Source organism: Advenella sp., from assembly GCF_052108595.1.
Classification (GTDB): Bacteria; Pseudomonadota; Gammaproteobacteria; order Burkholderiales; family Burkholderiaceae_B; genus Advenella.
Map to the genome: position 1 here is coordinate 24,372 of NZ_JBQEAU010000026.1, position 15,299 is coordinate 39,670.

17 protein-coding genes are annotated in these 15,299 nt (G+C 57.7%); 14 read left to right on the plus strand and 3 right to left on the minus strand.

Annotation, left to right across the window (positions count from 1 at the left end; all coding sequences use genetic code 11):
• Positions 1-44 precede the first annotated feature (44 nt).
• A complete protein-coding gene (locus ACTIKR_RS06790) occupies positions 45-518 on the minus strand; it encodes a MarR family winged helix-turn-helix transcriptional regulator (RefSeq protein WP_193089290.1) in 474 nt (157 codons plus the stop codon).
• Between the two features lie 291 nt (positions 519-809).
• On the opposite strand from ACTIKR_RS06790, the gene ACTIKR_RS06795 reads away from it, so the two are divergent.
• From ACTIKR_RS06795 to ACTIKR_RS06860, 14 genes are all read left to right on the plus strand, one after another.
• Entirely contained in the window at positions 810-3,164 is a 2,355-nt protein-coding gene (locus ACTIKR_RS06795; RefSeq protein ID WP_442327430.1) for a bifunctional salicylyl-CoA 5-hydroxylase/oxidoreductase, read from the plus strand.
• Positions 3,165-3,170: 6 nt separating this feature from the next.
• Positions 3,171-3,968, plus strand: a complete 798-nt coding sequence (locus ACTIKR_RS06800) for an SDR family NAD(P)-dependent oxidoreductase (protein ID WP_442327431.1) — start codon at positions 3,171-3,173, stop codon at positions 3,966-3,968.
• 237 nt (positions 3,969-4,205) lie between these two features.
• Positions 4,206-5,063: an enoyl-CoA hydratase family protein gene (locus ACTIKR_RS06805; protein WP_442327432.1), complete on the plus strand. Its 858-nt coding sequence runs from the start codon at positions 4,206-4,208 to the stop codon at positions 5,061-5,063.
• A 2-nt stretch (positions 5,064-5,065) separates the two neighbouring features.
• Positions 5,066-6,235, plus strand: coding sequence for an acyl-CoA dehydrogenase family protein (locus ACTIKR_RS06810; RefSeq protein WP_442327433.1), 1,170 nt, complete (start codon positions 5,066-5,068; stop codon positions 6,233-6,235).
• Between the two features lie 71 nt (positions 6,236-6,306).
• Positions 6,307-7,959 (plus strand): AMP-binding protein, encoded by a 1,653-nt coding sequence (locus ACTIKR_RS06815; protein WP_442327434.1) that lies wholly within the window; start codon positions 6,307-6,309, stop codon positions 7,957-7,959.
• Between the two features lie 18 nt (positions 7,960-7,977).
• Positions 7,978-8,400 carry a RidA family protein gene (locus tag ACTIKR_RS06820; RefSeq protein ID WP_193089296.1) on the plus strand — a complete coding sequence of 141 codons (423 nt, stop codon included), beginning with the start codon at positions 7,978-7,980 and terminating at the stop codon, positions 8,398-8,400.
• Between the two features lie 105 nt (positions 8,401-8,505).
• On the plus strand, positions 8,506-9,654 hold the full coding sequence (ribBA, locus tag ACTIKR_RS06825) for a bifunctional 3,4-dihydroxy-2-butanone-4-phosphate synthase/GTP cyclohydrolase II (RefSeq protein WP_193089297.1): 1,149 nt from the start codon (positions 8,506-8,508) through the stop codon (positions 9,652-9,654).
• A 16-nt stretch (positions 9,655-9,670) separates the two neighbouring features.
• Positions 9,671-10,234, plus strand: coding sequence for a 6,7-dimethyl-8-ribityllumazine synthase (gene ribH, locus ACTIKR_RS06830; protein WP_130304539.1), 564 nt, complete (start codon positions 9,671-9,673; stop codon positions 10,232-10,234).
• A 29-nt stretch (positions 10,235-10,263) separates the two neighbouring features.
• A complete protein-coding gene (gene nusB / locus ACTIKR_RS06835; protein ID WP_193089428.1) occupies positions 10,264-10,707 on the plus strand; it encodes a transcription antitermination factor NusB in 444 nt (147 codons plus the stop codon).
• 94 nt (positions 10,708-10,801) lie between these two features.
• Positions 10,802-11,812, plus strand: coding sequence for a thiamine-phosphate kinase (thiL, locus tag ACTIKR_RS06840; protein ID WP_442327435.1), 1,011 nt, complete (start codon positions 10,802-10,804; stop codon positions 11,810-11,812).
• Between the two features lies 1 nt (position 11,813).
• Positions 11,814-12,365 carry a phosphatidylglycerophosphatase A family protein gene (locus ACTIKR_RS06845; protein ID WP_193089299.1) on the plus strand — a complete coding sequence of 184 codons (552 nt, stop codon included), beginning with the start codon at positions 11,814-11,816 and terminating at the stop codon, positions 12,363-12,365.
• Positions 12,366-12,367: 2 nt separating this feature from the next.
• Complete coding sequence (locus ACTIKR_RS06850; protein WP_442327436.1) at positions 12,368-12,880, plus strand: CinA family protein; 513 nt, start codon at positions 12,368-12,370, stop codon at positions 12,878-12,880.
• 177 nt (positions 12,881-13,057) lie between these two features.
• Positions 13,058-13,315: a FitA-like ribbon-helix-helix domain-containing protein gene (locus tag ACTIKR_RS06855; protein WP_193089301.1), complete on the plus strand. Its 258-nt coding sequence runs from the start codon at positions 13,058-13,060 to the stop codon at positions 13,313-13,315.
• Positions 13,312-13,746, plus strand: a complete 435-nt coding sequence (locus ACTIKR_RS06860; protein WP_442327437.1) for a type II toxin-antitoxin system VapC family toxin — start codon at positions 13,312-13,314, stop codon at positions 13,744-13,746. The genes ACTIKR_RS06855 and ACTIKR_RS06860 overlap by 4 nt, the downstream gene beginning before the upstream one ends.
• Positions 13,747-13,815: 69 nt before the next feature.
• Here ACTIKR_RS06860 and pyrF read toward each other — a convergent pair whose 3' ends face one another.
• Both pyrF and ACTIKR_RS06870 read right to left on the minus strand, forming a co-directional pair.
• The gene (pyrF, locus tag ACTIKR_RS06865; RefSeq protein ID WP_193089303.1) at positions 13,816-14,640 is read right to left on the minus strand and encodes an orotidine-5'-phosphate decarboxylase; all 825 of its coding nucleotides are present in this window, start codon (positions 14,638-14,640) and stop codon (positions 13,816-13,818) included.
• A 6-nt stretch (positions 14,641-14,646) separates the two neighbouring features.
• Entirely contained in the window at positions 14,647-15,042 is a 396-nt protein-coding gene (locus tag ACTIKR_RS06870) for a diacylglycerol kinase (RefSeq protein ID WP_370540234.1), read from the minus strand.
• Positions 15,043-15,299: the final 257 nt, after the last annotated feature.

A 15,299-nucleotide genomic window follows, 5' to 3' on the forward strand; every position in this document is an offset into this window, starting at 1 on the left:
ATGCGTGAAGTCACGCTGAAAACAGCATCCTTGCACGGGCCGTGTCACTGCTGGGATGCAAGTGCTGCCTGCTTCAGATCGGCCAGCAGCGTATACAGCTCCTTCTGATTGCCCTTGGGCATCCCGCTGAACATGTCCTGGAGCCAGGCTTCATGAGCCGAGGCCATTTGGTCAAATTGTCGGCGTCCCTTTGCGCTGAGCCGCAAAAAGGTACTGCGGCGGTCTTCACTGCTGACCTTGCGCAGGATCAGCCCTTCTTTTTCCAGCTGATTGGCAATGGTGGTCACGTTGCCGTTGCTGACCATCAGTCTTGCAGACAGATCTCCCATCCGCATGCCTTGCGGTTCCTTGGCCAGTTGCGCCATCAGGTCGAAGCGCGGCAAGGTGCAATCGAATTGCACGCGCAGATAATTGCGGATGCGATTTTCGATCAGGCTGGTGCAGGTAAGCAGGCGTAGCCACAGACGCAATTCGGAGTGATCAATGGTTGCTGCGCGGGTTTCCAGATCGTGTTGCATAACTGCTCCTGCTGAAATAAACGTAAATAAAACGACATAGCCGTTCATGTAGGACCGGGCAGATTGTAAACGCAGTCCGGTTCGTTCGGGTGCCCACGCTTGGCATGAGGCAGCCATTGTCGCCTGTTTAAAAAAAGTTTGTAGTGCATTATAAATTAGTTTAAACTTAAAATAAATCACAATTTTGAAAGAGGCAAAACCGCAGTGCTGCACTCTTGTGTCTGTACGGCGGCGCCAGAAAGGCAGCGGCTGGGCAGGCAACGGCCACAGACCGCATTCAAAGGATCTGTCATGAATATTGTATGTATCGGTGGCGGCCCAGCTGGTTTATATGCCGGGCTGCTGTTGAAAAAACGCAATCCCCAGGACCGGATAGTGGTCATAGAACGCAACCGTCCGTTTGATACCTTCGGCTGGGGAGTGGTGTTTTCTGACGCCACGCTGGAAAACCTGAAAAAGGCTGATCTGCCTACAGCGGAACAGATCATTCGCCAATTCAACCATTGGGACGATATCGATATACATATCGGCCAGACCACGATCCGCAGCGGCGGACACGGGTTTATCGGCATCGGCCGCAAGAAGATGCTCAATATCCTGCAGCAGCGCTGCCTGGATCTTGGCGTGGAACTGGTGTTCGAGACGGTGGCCGAAGACGACCAGGCCATGGCAATGGATTACGATGCGGATCTGGTCATTGCGTCCGACGGCATCAATAGTCGCATCCGGACGCGCTATGCCGATACATTCAAACCGGATATCGACACCCGGCGCTGCCGTTTTGTCTGGCTGGGCACGCAAAAGACGTTTGATGCGTTTACCTTTGCCTTTGTCAATACAGAACATGGATGGTTTCAGGCGCACGCCTATCAATATGAAGAGGGCATGTCCACCTTCATCGTGGAAACCCGGGACGAAACGTGGCGCGCTGCCGGGATCGACACGATGTCGCAGGAGGAGGGCATTGCCTATTGTGAGGCCCTCTTTGCGCCGTGGCTGGATGGTCACAAGCTGTTATCCAATGCCAAGCATTTGCGTGGAGCGGCCATCTGGATTCAGTTTCCCCGCGTCATTTGCGAGCAGTGGGTGCATCAGCAGCGCCTGCCTAACGGTAAAACCGTACCCGTGGTGCTTATGGGCGATGCCGCGCATACCGCGCATTTTTCCATCGGTTCGGGAACCAAGCTGGCGCTGGAAGACGCCATAGAGCTGGCCAGCAGTTTTCGCACCCACGATGATGTCGGCGCAGCGCTAACGCACTACGAAGCGCAGCGCAGCATCGAAGTGCTGAAAATCCAGAATGCGGCGCGCAATTCCACCGAATGGTTCGAGAATGTCAAACGCTATAGCCGCCTGGCGCCGGAGCAGTTTGCCTATTCGCTGCTGACACGCTCGCAGCGTATTTCACATGAAAACCTGCGGCTGCGCGATCCGCAGTGGATGCATCATTTTGAAAGCTGGTTCAGCCGTCAGGCCAGCCAGACCAGGGCTCGTGAGAGGGCAGCAGGCGCGGACAACGGTGCCGCTGCGATCCCACCCATGTGGACGCCCTTCAGCCTGCGCTCTGTGGTATTGAAAAACCGGATCGTGGTCTCGCCCATGGCCATGTACTCGTGCGTTGACGGGGTGCCCGGCGACTTTCATTTCCAGCATTTGCTGGCGCGCGCCCTGGGCGGGGCCGGACTGGTCATGGTTGAAATGACCTGCGTGTCGCCTCAGGCGCGGATCACACCGCATTGCCCGGGCCTGTGGAATACTACCCAGTTGCAGGCCTGGCAACACATCGTGCAGGCGGTTCACGCGCAATCGGATGCAAAAATCGGCATCCAATTGGGCCATGCGGGTCGCAAGGGGTCGACCAAAGCGGCCTGGGATGGTATCGATATGCCACTGGAATCAGACAACTGGCCGCTGGTCTCGGCGTCCCCCTTGCCGTATTTGCCAGACGTCTCGCAAGTGCCCAAGGCGCTGGATGCGGCGGACATGCAGCAAATTACTGAGCAGTTCGTGCAGTCCACCCGGCTTGCCGCCCAGGCGGGGTTTGATGTGCTTGAACTGCATTGCGCACATGGCTATTTGTTGTCGTGCTTTATTTCGCCATTGACCAATCAGCGCACGGATGCCTACGGGGGCGCGTTGGATAACCGCCTGCGTTTTCCCCTTGAAGTATTTAAAGCGATGCGTGCGGTGTGGCCTGAAGATCGACCGCTCAATGTGCGTATCTCGGCCAGCGACTGGGTCGAGGGTGGCATTACGGCAGACGATGCGGTGCTGATTGCCCGGGCCTTCAAAGCGGCGGGCGCCGATCTGATCGATTGCTCGTCAGGTCAGGTCAGCCCCGAACAGAAGCCGGTGTATGGGCGCATGTACCAGACTCCATTTGCTGACGAGATCCGCAATCAGGAAGGGATTGCGACCATGGCGGTCGGCGCCATCACAGAGGCCGACCAGGTCAACAGTATTATTGCGTCGGGCCGTGCAGATTTGTGCGCCATTGGCCGCCCCCATCTGGCCAACCCGGCCTGGACGCTGAGCGAAACCGCCAAGATCGGCTATACGCAAGTGAACTGGCCCCAGCAGTACAGCGCCGGCAAACGCCAAATCGAGACCCTGTTTGAACGGGCCCAATCAATGCAGAACGGATAAACCATCATGAAGCAGACCGCTACACCTTCTTTGGAGGATCGCCACGTCCTGATTACCGGCGCCAGTCAGGGGATCGGGCTTGAAGTGGCACGCCTGGTGCTGGATGCCGGCGCCCGGGTGACGCTGCTGGCCCGCAATGGCGAGCGCCTGGCCGCGGCTGCGGCGAGCCTTGGTGCAGATGCGCAGCGGGTGCACACGGTGCAGGCCGATATCACAGATGAAAAGGCAATCGGCAGCGCCTTTGACGCGGCGCGGGCGCGCTTTGGCCCGATCAGTATTCTGGTCAACAATGCCGGGCAAGCGCAAAGCGAGCGCTTTGACCGCATGGATACCGAATTCTGGAACCGGATGCTGCAGGTTAATCTGACCGGGACCTATCAATGCATTGCCGCCGTGCTGCCCGACATGCTGGCGCAGGGCTGGGGGCGTATTGTGAATGTGGCCAGCGTTGCCGGGCTGAAGGGCTATGGCTATGTGACTGCTTATTGTGCAGCCAAGCATGGGGTGGTAGGCCTGACCCGTGCCCTTGCCCTGGAGCTGGCCGCAAAGAATATTACCGTCAATGCCGTATGCCCCGGTTATACCGACACGCCGCTGCTCGACGGTGCCGTGGCCAATATGGTTGCCAAAACCGGCATGGCCGCAGACAAGGCAAAGGCGGCATTGGCCAGCAACAATCCGCAGGGCAGGCTGGTGCAACCCGAGGAAGTGGCGCATGCCGTGCTGTGGTTGTGCCTGCCGCAGTCGGCCAGTATCAACGGGCAGGCCGTACCGGTCGATGGCGGCGAGAAAATGGCCGGGTAAAACGTAGTGCAGTTATTTGTCTGATGCCTACGGCGTGTGGTCAATTGTCTCTACTTGATAGGAATCCCTAAGGGCCTGCCTATGAACGATCTACGGCGCGACCACCGGGCAGTGAACAATATAGTCCACTTATGCAGATGAAAACACCCGGCGTTGAGCGGGTACGGAAAGCAGCGATGACAGATGTGAATGCCAAAGAATCCATGCATTCACCAGAAGGAAAACAGGAGATATACGATGACTATTTCGGATGACATCAACCCCATGCAGGATCAGCATAAGCCGCTGGCAGGCTATCGGGCCACGCATTTTGACTGGCAGGTCAGCGATGACCACAAGGTGGCAACCATTACGCTGAACCGGCCGGAAAGAAAAAACCCGCTGACCTTCGAATCTTATGCCGAATTGCGTGATCTGTTTCGCGCCTTGTCCTGCGCCAGTGACATCAAGGTAGTGGTCATCGCCGGCGCTGGCGGCAATTTTTGTTCCGGTGGCGATGTGCATGAAATTATCGGTCCGCTGACCCGGATGTCCATGCCCCAGTTGCTTGCTTTTACCCAGATGACCGGCGACCTGGTCAAGGCCATGCGCGGGTGCCCGCAGCCGGTGATCGCAGCAGTGGCAGGGGTGTGTGCCGGCGCTGGCGCCATTCTGGCCATGGCGTCCGATATTCGACTGGGTACGGCCGACAGCAAAACCGCCTTTCTGTTTACCCGCGTGGGCCTGGCGGGAGCAGACATGGGTGCGTGTGCGATTTTGCCACGCATTATCGGCCAGGGCCGAGCCAGCGAACTGCTCTACACCGGCCGTTCCATGTCTGGTCAGGAAGGTCACCACTGGGGCTTCTATAACCAGTTGCATGAGCCAGACCAGGTGCTGGCGGCTGCGCACACGATGGCAGCGCAGATTGCAGCGGGCCCGACCTTTGCTAATGGCATCACCAAGCATTGCCTTCATCACGAATGGAATATGGGTGTGGACGACGCCATTGATGCCGAAGCCCATGCACAGGCCATCTGTATGCAGACCCGGGATTTTCATCGGGCCTATCATGCTTTTGTGGCAAAAAACAAACCCGTGTTCGAGGGAGACTGATCATGCCTGACCACGAGTTTCTGGACTGGCCTTTTTTTGAAGAGCAGCATCGTCATGTTGTTGTTGAACTGGATCGCTGGGCAAAAGATAATCTGCGCAATGTGCCGCATGGCAATACCGATGAGACCTGTCGCGAACTGGTGCGTCGGATGGGAGAAGGCGGCTGGCTGCGCTATGCGGTTCCGGCAGGGCCCAATGCAAGTTGGGGCGGCGCGCTGGAGCAGATTGATTCGCGCATGATCTGCCTGATCCGCGAGACCTTCGCACGCTATCACGGCCTGGCCGACTTTGCCTTTGCCATGCAGGGCCTGGGTAGCGGCGCCATTGTGCTGGGTGGCTCCGAAGCGCAGAAAAAATTCTACCTGCCGCGCGTGGCGCGTGGCGAGCTGATTGCTGCCTTCGCCCTGTCCGAGCCCGATGCCGGGTCCGATGTGGCCGCCATGGCCTGCAAGGCCACGCAGCAAGGATCCGAATATGTTCTTGATGGCGTCAAAACCTGGATTTCCAATGGCGACATTGCCGATTTTTATTGTGTCTTCGCGCGCACCGATTTTCTGCCGGGCGCGCGGGGCATCAGCGCCTTTATCGTGGACAGCAACACGAAGGGGCTGGATACGTCCGAGCGCATTCACGTCATGGCGCCGCATCCGATGGCGGTGCTCAAACTGAAGCAGTGCCGCCTGCCTGCGGAGGCCCTGCTGGGAACCAAGGGCGAGGGCTTCAAGCTGGCGATGCAGGTGCTGGATATCTTCCGCGTGTCGGTTGCGGCGGCCGCCAACGGGTTCGCCGCCAGGGCGCTGGACGAAGCCCTGGCGCGCAGCAAGACCCGCCAAATGTTTGGCGGTGTACTGGCCGACCTGCAACTGACGCAAGCTACGTTGGGCGATATGGCAACGGCGCTGGACGCCAGCCGCCTGCTGACCTATCGCGCCGCCTGGCGACGCGACGTGTACCAGGCCAGAACCACCAAGGAAGCCGCCATGGCCAAGATGTTTGCGACTGAATCGGCGCAGCAGGTTATTGACAAGGCCGTTCAGCTGTTTGGCGGACAGGGCGTGGTGGCCGGCGAGTGTGTAGAAGGGTTGTACCGGGATATTCGCGCCCTGCGTATTTACGAAGGCGCCACCGAAGTGCAGAAACTGATTATTGCACGTGAATTATTGCGGGACTGAATCGAAACGGGAGCAAAGACTTCCTGACTCATCCGCGCCGCCGGTTGAGCCGACAACCCAGGAGACAAGACATGCCAGCACAGACAGGATTGCAAGACCGCTTTGTCATTGAACATCTGCCCGAGAGCGGGCAGCAGCCACAGTACCTGTTCGACTTGCCACAACTGCACTATCCCGAGAAACTCAATAGTGCCGTGGAACTGATTGATCGCCACGTGCAGCAGGGGCGAGGCCAGAATATTGCATTGCGCTGGTTGCAGGACGGTATGCAGAAGCAGATGACCTATCAGGCGCTGGCGCAATGGACCAATCAGCTGGCACGGGTGCTGACCGAAGATCTGGGACTGGTATCGGGCAACCGGCTGTTGCTGCGCGGACCCAATAACGTGGGTATGGCTGGCGCGCTGCTGGCGTGCCTGAAGGCGGGCATTGTCGCTGTGCCCACCATGCCGCTGTTGCGCGCCCGGGAGCTGAGCGCCATTCTGACAATCTCACAGGCGCAGGCAGCGCTTTGCGATGAACGGTTGCTGCAGGAGCTGGAGCACTGCCGCAACGCCGATAATCCGAACTATTGCCCGACGCTGCAGCAGATCATGGCGTTCGGCACGCAGACGCCAGACAGCATGCAGGCGCGGGCCGACACCAAAAGCGATGCGCCCTACGACGCACAGACGCTGCGCGACGACCCCTGCATGATCGCCTTTACCAGCGGCACGACCGGCAAACCCAAGGGCTGCATCCATTTTCATCGCGATGTGCTTGCCATGTGCGATACCTTTTCCAGCAAGGTTCTGCAAACCCGGACGACCGATATCGCTTGCGGCACGCCGCCGCTGGCGTTTACTTTCGGGCTGGGCGGGTTGCTGTGCTTTCCATTGCGCGCCGGCGGCTCGACCCTGCTGGTGGAAAAGCTGACCCCTGACGCATTTTTACAGATCATTCAGGACCATAAGGTGACCATGACCTTTACGGCGCCCACCTTCTATCGCAAGATGGCCGGCCTGGCCGACGACTATTCGCTCGATTCCCTGCGGGTCTGCGTCTCGGCTGGCGAAGCGTTGCCCGATGACACGCGCCAGATATGGAAAAAGGCCAGCGGCATCAATATGACAGATGGCATTGGGGGGACGGAAATGATGCATGTGTATATTTCCAGTACCGGTAACGATATCCGGGACGGGGCAATCGGGCGGGTGGTGCCCGGCTACCAGGCCCGGGTGGTCGGTGCCGATATGAACGAGGTGCCGCCCGGCACGCTTGGCCGGCTGGCCGTGCGCGGCCCGACCGGTTGCCGTTATCTGGATGATGAGCGACAGTCCCGCTACGTGCAGCAGCAGTGGAACCTGCCCGGCGACGCTTTTGTGATGGATGCAGACGGCTACTTTTATTATCGTGCGCGCGACGATGACATGATCGTCTCGGCTGGCTACAACATTGCTGGTCCGGAAGTCGAAAGCGTGCTCATGACTCACGAAGCGGTGAACGATTGCGGGGTGGTGGGCCGCGGCGACGCCGAGCGCGGTGCGATCGTCAAGGCCTATATTGTGCTGAACGACGGCTTTACGCCCGGCGCAGAACTGGTCGCGGCACTGCAAGATTATGTGAAGCAGGAAGCGGCGCCCTACAAGTATCCACGCGAAATTGAATTTGTTGAGCAGTTGCCGCGCACCGAAACCGGTAAGCTGCAGCGCTTTGTTCTGAGAAAAATGACCGAAATCCGGTAATGGAATGGGAATTGAAACATGGAAATATTGCAACCGTCAGACTGGACCAAGCCCCGCGGCTACGCCAACGGCACCATGATCACCGTCGAGGCCGGCAGCCGCCTGCTGTTTGTCGGTGGCCAGATCGGCTGGAACGGGCAGCAGCAGTTTGAATCCGACGACCTGGGCGAACAGGTGCGCCAGACCCTGGAAAATATCGTGGCTATCCTCAGGGAGGGCGGGGCAGCGCCATCCGATATTGTCCGCATGAACTGGTACGTCACCGACAAGCGCGAATATGTGGCCGCTTATCCGGCGATTGGCGAGCATTACCGCAATGTCATCGGCCGGCATTTTCCCGCCATGACGGCGGTACAGGTGGCCGGCCTGGTGGAAGACCGGGCCAAAGTGGAAATCGAGGTGACGGCAGTGGTGCGCGGCTCCCAACAATCCTCGGACTGAATGGGGGTTTTGCCGCCTTTTACAGGGGCGAAAAGGGTAAAATAACGCTTTTGCTCATTGTTGGTGCGCCGCGCCAGCCCAGTCTTTCCGGATTCAAGCACGATCATGACTTCTGCCGCCCCTGTATCTCTGGTGCCCGACTGCACCATCTCTCCCGTCTCTGAAATTGTCGAAGAGCTCAAGGCGGGGCGTATTGTCATCCTGGTCGACGAAGAGGATCGCGAAAATGAAGGTGATCTGGTAATGGCGGCAGACTTTGTCACGCCTGAGGCCATCAACTTCATGGTGACATACGCCCGGGGCCTGGTATGCCTGACGCTCACTGAAGAGCGTTGCCGCCAGCTGGAGCTGCCGCTCATGGCCTCACGCAACGGCACCTCCTTTGGCACCAACTTTACCGTGTCCATCGAGGCGGCCGAGGGAGTGACTACGGGCATTTCCGCCGCTGACCGGGCCCGCACTATTCAGGCGGCCGTTGCCAAAAACGCCAAGCCCCAGGATCTGGTCAACCCGGGACATATCTTTCCGGTCCAGGCCGTTTCGGGCGGCGTGCTGATCCGTGCCGGGCACACCGAAGCGGGCTGTGACCTTACTGCCATGGCAGGCCTGACGTCAGCCGCGGTCATCTGTGAAATTCTCAAACCCGATGGCAGCATGGCGCGCCTTCCCGATCTGGTTACCTTCGCCCGTGAACACAATCTGAAAATCGGCACGATCGCCGATCTGATCCAGTATCGCAGCGAAAACGAATCCATGATTCGCCGCCTGGGCAGCAAGACCCTGAACACACCTTTCGGCCGGTTCGAAGCGGTATCCTATCAGGACAGCATGTCGGGCGCCGGGCATATTGCGCTGGTGCATGGCGCTATCGATCCCGACCAGGAAACGCTGGTGCGCGTCCATGAGCCGGTATCGGTCCTGGATCTGCTGGACCTGGAACGCAATGCTCACAGCTGGGGCATCGCACAGGCGCTGGAAGTTATTTCCGCCAGCCCGGCCGGCGTTCTGGTGCTGCTTAACTGCCAGGGATCGCAAAAGGGTCTGATCGAGGCGCTGGAAAAATGGGGAGAAACCGAGAGCACCGCGCGCAGAGATGATCGCTACGATCTGCGCACTTACGGTATCGGTGCGCAAATATTACGTGAACTGAACGTCGGAAAGATGCGCCTGCTCGCACTTCCACGTAAAATGCCAAGCATGACTGGTTATGCACTTACCGTGACAGGTTACGAAACTTCTTCTGACCCCCGCTGATTTTAAAGGAATGGCTATGAAACCCTATACACTCGCCCCTGATCTGAATGGCGAAGGCCTGCATATCGGTATCGTGTGCGCACGATTTAACGAGGAAATTGGTTTTGCCGAGCTCGAAGCCTGCCTGGCCGAGCTTGGCGAGCTGGGTGTCGACGAGCGCGACATTATGGTCGTGACTGTGCCTGGCGCGCTCGAAGTCGGCCTGACGCTGGCGCAAATGGCCGAAACCTACGAATTTGATGCGCTGATCGCCCTGGGGGCGGTCATTCGCGGTGAAACCTATCACTTCGAAATCGTCAGCAATGAAAGTGCTGCGGCCATTACCCGGGTGTCCATGGATACCAATGTGCCGGTGGCCAATGGTATTCTCACGACAGAAGATGAAGAGCAGGCCAAGGCCCGTGCCGAACAGAAAGGCAAGGATTGCGCCCAGGTTGCCGTGGAAATGGCCAATCTGTCGGCCGCACTGGTGCCCGAGTCGGAAGATGAAGATGATGACTTCGAAGATCTGGACGATGACGACGACCAGGACGACGAAGACGATGAAACCGAAGAAGTAGCAGATACCCCAAGGCGATAGGACAACGAGTGGCTCAGGATAATAAAACAATGCATCGCAGTGCGCGCCGTCGGGCGCGCGAATTTGCCCTTCAGGGTATCTATGCCTGGCTGGTCAGTGGCGACACTGACCAGCGCGAGGCAGGCGCCATCGACGCTCACATCCAGGACAGCCCGGAATTCGAAAACGCCGATCCGGTCTGGTTCAAGACGTTGTTGCATGGCGTTTTTGCCGATGCGCCGGCGCTGCGTGAAGCATTCGTGCCCTATATCGACCGCCCGCTGGACGAACTTTCACCCATCGAGCACGGCATTCTGCTCATCGGCAGTTACGAGCTCATTCACCATCTGGATGTTCCGTACAGAGTTGCCATTAACGAAGCAGTGGAGCTGGCAAAGGAATTTGGCGGCACCGACGGCTTCAAATTTGTCAATGGCGTACTGGACAAACTGGCGGCCCGCGTGCGTTCTCTCGAAGTCAATGCCGGCCGCTGACCTAGGTTCGGCGACCGGATGCGCTCTGGCCGGCGCCTGGCGCTAGCCGGACGCTTTTGTGAAGCGATGCTCGTGCAATTGAAGAGCGGTTCCTATGTCCGGCGAATTTGATCTGATCCGTAATTTTTTTACCCGCCCCGCAGCGTCTGTTGATATTGCGGTGGGGGACGATTGCGCCATCCTGACGCCCACGGCTGGCACCTCCCTGGCGGTCAGCAAGGATCTGCTGCTCGAAGAGCGCCATTTCTTTTCCGACGTGGACCCCGAATCGCTGGGCCATAAATCGCTGGCAGTCAACCTGTCCGACCTGGCCGCGATGGGGGCGACGCCGCGCGGCTGTCTGCTGGGCATTGCGCTGCCGCGTTACGATACCGATTGGCTGACTGCGTTTTCCCGTGGCTTTAACCGCCTGGCCGACAAATACCAATGCCCGCTTATCGGTGGCGATACCACCCGCAGCGAACACGATATTGTCATCAGCGTTACCGTGCTGGGCGAAGTGACCCAGCCGTTTTTGCTTCGCAGCCGGGCCCTGCCCGGTGATGATATCTGGGTTTCTGGCACCCTGGGCGCTGCCGACTGGGCCCTGAATCTGCTGCTGCGTCAGAAGGCGGGTGAAATTCTGAACGAACGCGAAACACAAACGCTGCAGGCCACCCGGCATGCCCTGGAGTGGCCCGAGCCACGTGTGTCCCTGGGACTTGCCCTGCGGCCACTGGCGCATGCCGTCATAGACCTATCCGACGGCCTGGTGCAGGACTTGAAACATATTTTGCATGCCAGCGGTGTCGCTGCCGTATTGTATGAATCTTTAATGCCTGTTAATCTTAGCCTGCCAGACGATGACCCGCAGCAATTGCGCCAGTCCGTATTGGGCGGGGGTGACGTCTACGAGTTGTGTTTTACGGCGCCGCAGACCGCCAGAGCGGCACTGCAAGCCATTGCTGCCAGCCTGCCTGTGATGCTTACGCGCATCGGCGAGGTTCACGTCGGGCAGGGTTTGCGGGTACTTGATGCTGCGCAACAGGATATTTCCGCACTTCCAGCGGGATTCGACCATTTCCGGCCAGCTCGTCGGCGCAAGCCGTACACACAGAAGTCATAGCATGATAGAAGAAATTCATACGCAAACGATACACAATGCCGCCGGCACCAAAACGACCGTGAACGCACAATGGCCTACTTTCGGCTGGATCCGGGCTGATGCCCACCGCTTCTTTGCCTTTGGGCTTGGCGCCGGGCTGATCAGACCGGGATCCGGAACCTGGGGCACCCTGCTGGCCTGGGTGCTCTGGTGGCCGCTCAGTTTTGTGCTGGGCACCGATTTTTACATGGCGCTGTTCATTCTGATCGGCTTCGCTTACGGCGTCTATTGCTGCCATCGCGTCGCACAGGAAATGCATGTGGATGACCACGGCGGCATCGTCTGGGACGAGATGGTCGCCTTCTGGGCGGTCCTTTTGCTGGTGGCGCCCATGAACCTGGGCTGGCAACTGGTCGCCTTTATCCTTTTTCGCTTTTTCGATATCGTCAAACCGCCACCCATTGGCTACTTTGATCGTACGCTCAAAAACGGGTTCGGCGTCATGTGGGACGACGTGGTGGCAGCGGCCTATACGCTGTTCATCATGGCGATCGCCACCAGAATGTTGGGGTGAGTATGTCAGAACTGTTGAGTGAACAGTGGCAGGTCGCCGCCCAGTTGGGAGAAGCGCTCAAGAAAAAAAGCGGGTTGCTGGCCACGGCCGAATCCTGCACGGGCGGGCTGCTTGCCGGTGCGATTACAGCCATCGCTGGTTCAAGCCAGTGGTTTGATCGGGGGTTTGTGACCTATACCAACGAAGCCAAAATGGATATGCTGGGCGTAAATCTGGCTGCGCTGGACAATTTTGGGGCGGTCAGCCAGGAAGTGGCCATCGAAATGGCCGAAGGGGCGTTAAACCATGCGCCGCTTTCCACCTGCGCGGTCAGCACAACCGGTATCGCAGGCCCCGATGGCGGCACGGCACACAAACCGGTGGGTCTGGTGTGTTTTGCGGTTTCCTATCGCAAGGCTGACGGCATCGTCACGCTGCCATTCTCGCAGAATTTTGTCGGAGATCGTCATCAGGTGCGTGTCCAGGCGGTCATCTACGCCATGGAAATTACCCGACGCATCGTCGAGGAAAATTGATCTGATTCTGGCAAGACAGTGAAGAGGCGGCCGGGCCCGCAGTTGCTGTCGCCAGGTTGTGGCCGCTATTTCAGCACTTTAATTATTGCACTCCTGACACGCCTATCAGCGTCGTTTGATGCTTATTGATATCATAAGTTATAATTGCTATCAACGTAATCAAAAGGAGATATTGATATGGCATCTGTCACTATCCGACATATCCCGGATGAAGTTCATCGTGCATTACGCCTTCGTGCCGCCAAACATGGGCGCAGCACCGAAGCTGAGATCCGCAGTATTCTTGAACAGGCTGCCAGACCAGAAGGGCGTCTTCAACTCGGTTCGTTAATGACAGCTATTGCTAAAGACGCGGGCGGATTGACCGACGCCGAGGTAGCGCATTTTGAACAGCTTCGTGACAAGACTCCAGCCGAGCCAATGGGGTTTGAATGATCGTTCTAGACACAAATGTTATTTCTGAGCTATGGAGGATCAAACCGGATTCCAACGTGCTGGAATGGATCGATGCTCAGACGATTGAAACATTATATCTATCGGTAGTGACGGTGGCTGAAATACGATATGGGGTGGCTACCATGCCGGCAGGTAAACGCCGTAAGATCTATCAGGACAGGTTAGAGCAGGAGGTACTGCCGGCATTCAAGGGGCGTGTTCTTGCCTTCGATCTGGAAGCGTCCAGGGCCTATGCCGAATTGATGGCCGGTGCAAAAGCGCAAGGTAAGCTTGTAGGCAAGGATGATGGTTATATTGCAGCCATTGCAGCAACCAATGGTTTTATCGTGGCAACACGAGACGTCAGCCCATTTGCAGCGGTCGGCGTCTCAGTGATCAATCCCTGGGTACAGCCGCCCAGGATACATTGATTGCGGTCTCATCATGGTACATAAAAGACTGCCTTCTACGTTTTAAGACAGCCATATCCAGATGTGATATCAGATCCCGCGCGCCCGATTGATCTGATCGCGCGTCTCCCGTGCTACACGAGCCGCTTCTTCTTTCCAGTTTTCATCCGAACTGGCATACAAAATGGCGCGTGACGAATTGATCATCATGCCGGTACCGGCGATATTGCGGCCGGCCGTCACGGTTTGCTCGATATCTCCGCCCTGGGCGCCGATGCCCGGCACCAGCAACGGCATGGCGTCGCCCACCCGGGCGCGAACCTTGCTCAACTCTTCGGGGAAGGTGGCGCCTACCACCAGGCCGCACTGGCCGTGCGTGTTCCATTTTTCCGCGACTATGCTGGCCACATGCAGGTAAAGCGGTTCGCCGCTGGCAGACTCGACAAATTGCAGGTCGGAGCCGCCCGGATTGGAGGTGCGGCACAGAATAATAATGCCCCGGTCTTTCCACGCCAGGTACGGCTCGATGGAATCGAATCCCATATATGGACTGACGGTAACGGCATCGGCCTTATACCGTTCGTAAGCCTCGCGGGCGTAATGTTCAGCCGTCGTGCCGATGTCGCCGCGCTTGGCGTCCAGCACAATGGGTAAATGCGGATAGGTCTCGTGGATATAGGCGCACAGTTGCGACAACTGTTCTTCCGCGCCCTGTGACGCAAAATAGGCAATTTGCGGTTTGAAGCCGCAGGCGTAGGGCGCTGATGCATCTACGATGCCCTTGCAGAACTCGAATGTGGATTCGCGGTTCTGTTTCATGCTAACCGGTAGTCTTTCGGGATCAGGGTCAAGGCCGACCATGAGAAGGGAGTTCTGGCTTTGCCAGGCGGATTCCAGTTTTTCGATAAATGTCATGAATAATTAATGTGAAAACAGACGAACAAAGAGCAAACCAAACCAGACCAGGCCGGCGAAAGTGATCACCATCATGACCGCAGCGCTGGCAATATCCTTGGTCTGGCCAATCAAGGGATGGGTTTCTGCACTGACCGTATCGGCCAGCACTTCGATGGCCGAGTTGATCAGCTCTACGGTCAGGACGCTGACCAGCACCCCCAGCAACACAATGATCTCCGCAAAGTTGCGTCCCAGCAGGAAGGCAAAGGGCGTGAGCGCGATGCAGACAATCAGTTCCTGGCGGAAGGCTTCCTCGCTGGAAAAGGCTGCACGAAAGCCCTGTGCCGAGTACACAGTCGACTGGATAAAACGCAGTACGCCGCGATTTTTGCGGCCGTGCGGATGGCTTGGTCGATTCATGAACGACATTGTAGTTCACAAAACGCTACGGCTTGATTAAACGGCGCTGTACCTGCTCATTCAAACGTGTTGATCCGGCATTTTCTCTGCCGTGGGATGTGTGTCGGTTTTTGTATTCGCCACTGCGCCGCACTTTGCAAACAGGGCGCAAGATCGCGGGCGAGGGCGTTGGCCGATGGTTCATTGTTGAACCGATGTTGTTAAACGCTACGGCTGACGTCTGGATCGCAATTTAAGGAAAGCCACGCAAAGAAAAG

Bases quoted from the DNA above. Each gene is read 5' to 3' on its own strand.
- ACTIKR_RS06790 (WP_193089290.1), bottom strand. From the start codon at position 518: ATGCAACACGATCTGGAAACCCGCGCAGCAACCATTGATCACTCCGAA.
- ACTIKR_RS06795 (WP_442327430.1), top strand. From the start codon at position 810: ATGAATATTGTATGTATCGGTGGCGGCCCAGCTGGTTTATATGCCGGG.
- ACTIKR_RS06800 (WP_442327431.1), top strand. From the start codon at position 3,171: ATGAAGCAGACCGCTACACCTTCTTTGGAGGATCGCCACGTCCTGATT.
- ACTIKR_RS06805 (WP_442327432.1), top strand. From the start codon at position 4,206: ATGACTATTTCGGATGACATCAACCCCATGCAGGATCAGCATAAGCCG.
- ACTIKR_RS06810 (WP_442327433.1), top strand. From the start codon at position 5,066: ATGCCTGACCACGAGTTTCTGGACTGGCCTTTTTTTGAAGAGCAGCAT.
- ACTIKR_RS06815 (WP_442327434.1), top strand. From the start codon at position 6,307: ATGCCAGCACAGACAGGATTGCAAGACCGCTTTGTCATTGAACATCTG.
- ACTIKR_RS06820 (WP_193089296.1), top strand. From the start codon at position 7,978: ATGGAAATATTGCAACCGTCAGACTGGACCAAGCCCCGCGGCTACGCC.
- ribBA (WP_193089297.1), top strand. From the start codon at position 8,506: ATGACTTCTGCCGCCCCTGTATCTCTGGTGCCCGACTGCACCATCTCT.
- ribH (WP_130304539.1), top strand. From the start codon at position 9,671: ATGAAACCCTATACACTCGCCCCTGATCTGAATGGCGAAGGCCTGCAT.
- nusB (WP_193089428.1), top strand. From the start codon at position 10,264: ATGCATCGCAGTGCGCGCCGTCGGGCGCGCGAATTTGCCCTTCAGGGT.
- thiL (WP_442327435.1), top strand. From the start codon at position 10,802: ATGTCCGGCGAATTTGATCTGATCCGTAATTTTTTTACCCGCCCCGCA.
- ACTIKR_RS06845 (WP_193089299.1), top strand. From the start codon at position 11,814: ATGATAGAAGAAATTCATACGCAAACGATACACAATGCCGCCGGCACC.
- ACTIKR_RS06850 (WP_442327436.1), top strand. From the start codon at position 12,368: ATGTCAGAACTGTTGAGTGAACAGTGGCAGGTCGCCGCCCAGTTGGGA.
- ACTIKR_RS06855 (WP_193089301.1), top strand. From the start codon at position 13,058: ATGGCATCTGTCACTATCCGACATATCCCGGATGAAGTTCATCGTGCA.
- ACTIKR_RS06860 (WP_442327437.1), top strand. From the start codon at position 13,312: ATGATCGTTCTAGACACAAATGTTATTTCTGAGCTATGGAGGATCAAA.
- pyrF (WP_193089303.1), bottom strand. From the start codon at position 14,640: ATGACATTTATCGAAAAACTGGAATCCGCCTGGCAAAGCCAGAACTCC.
- ACTIKR_RS06870 (WP_370540234.1), bottom strand. From the start codon at position 15,042: ATGAATCGACCAAGCCATCCGCACGGCCGCAAAAATCGCGGCGTACTG.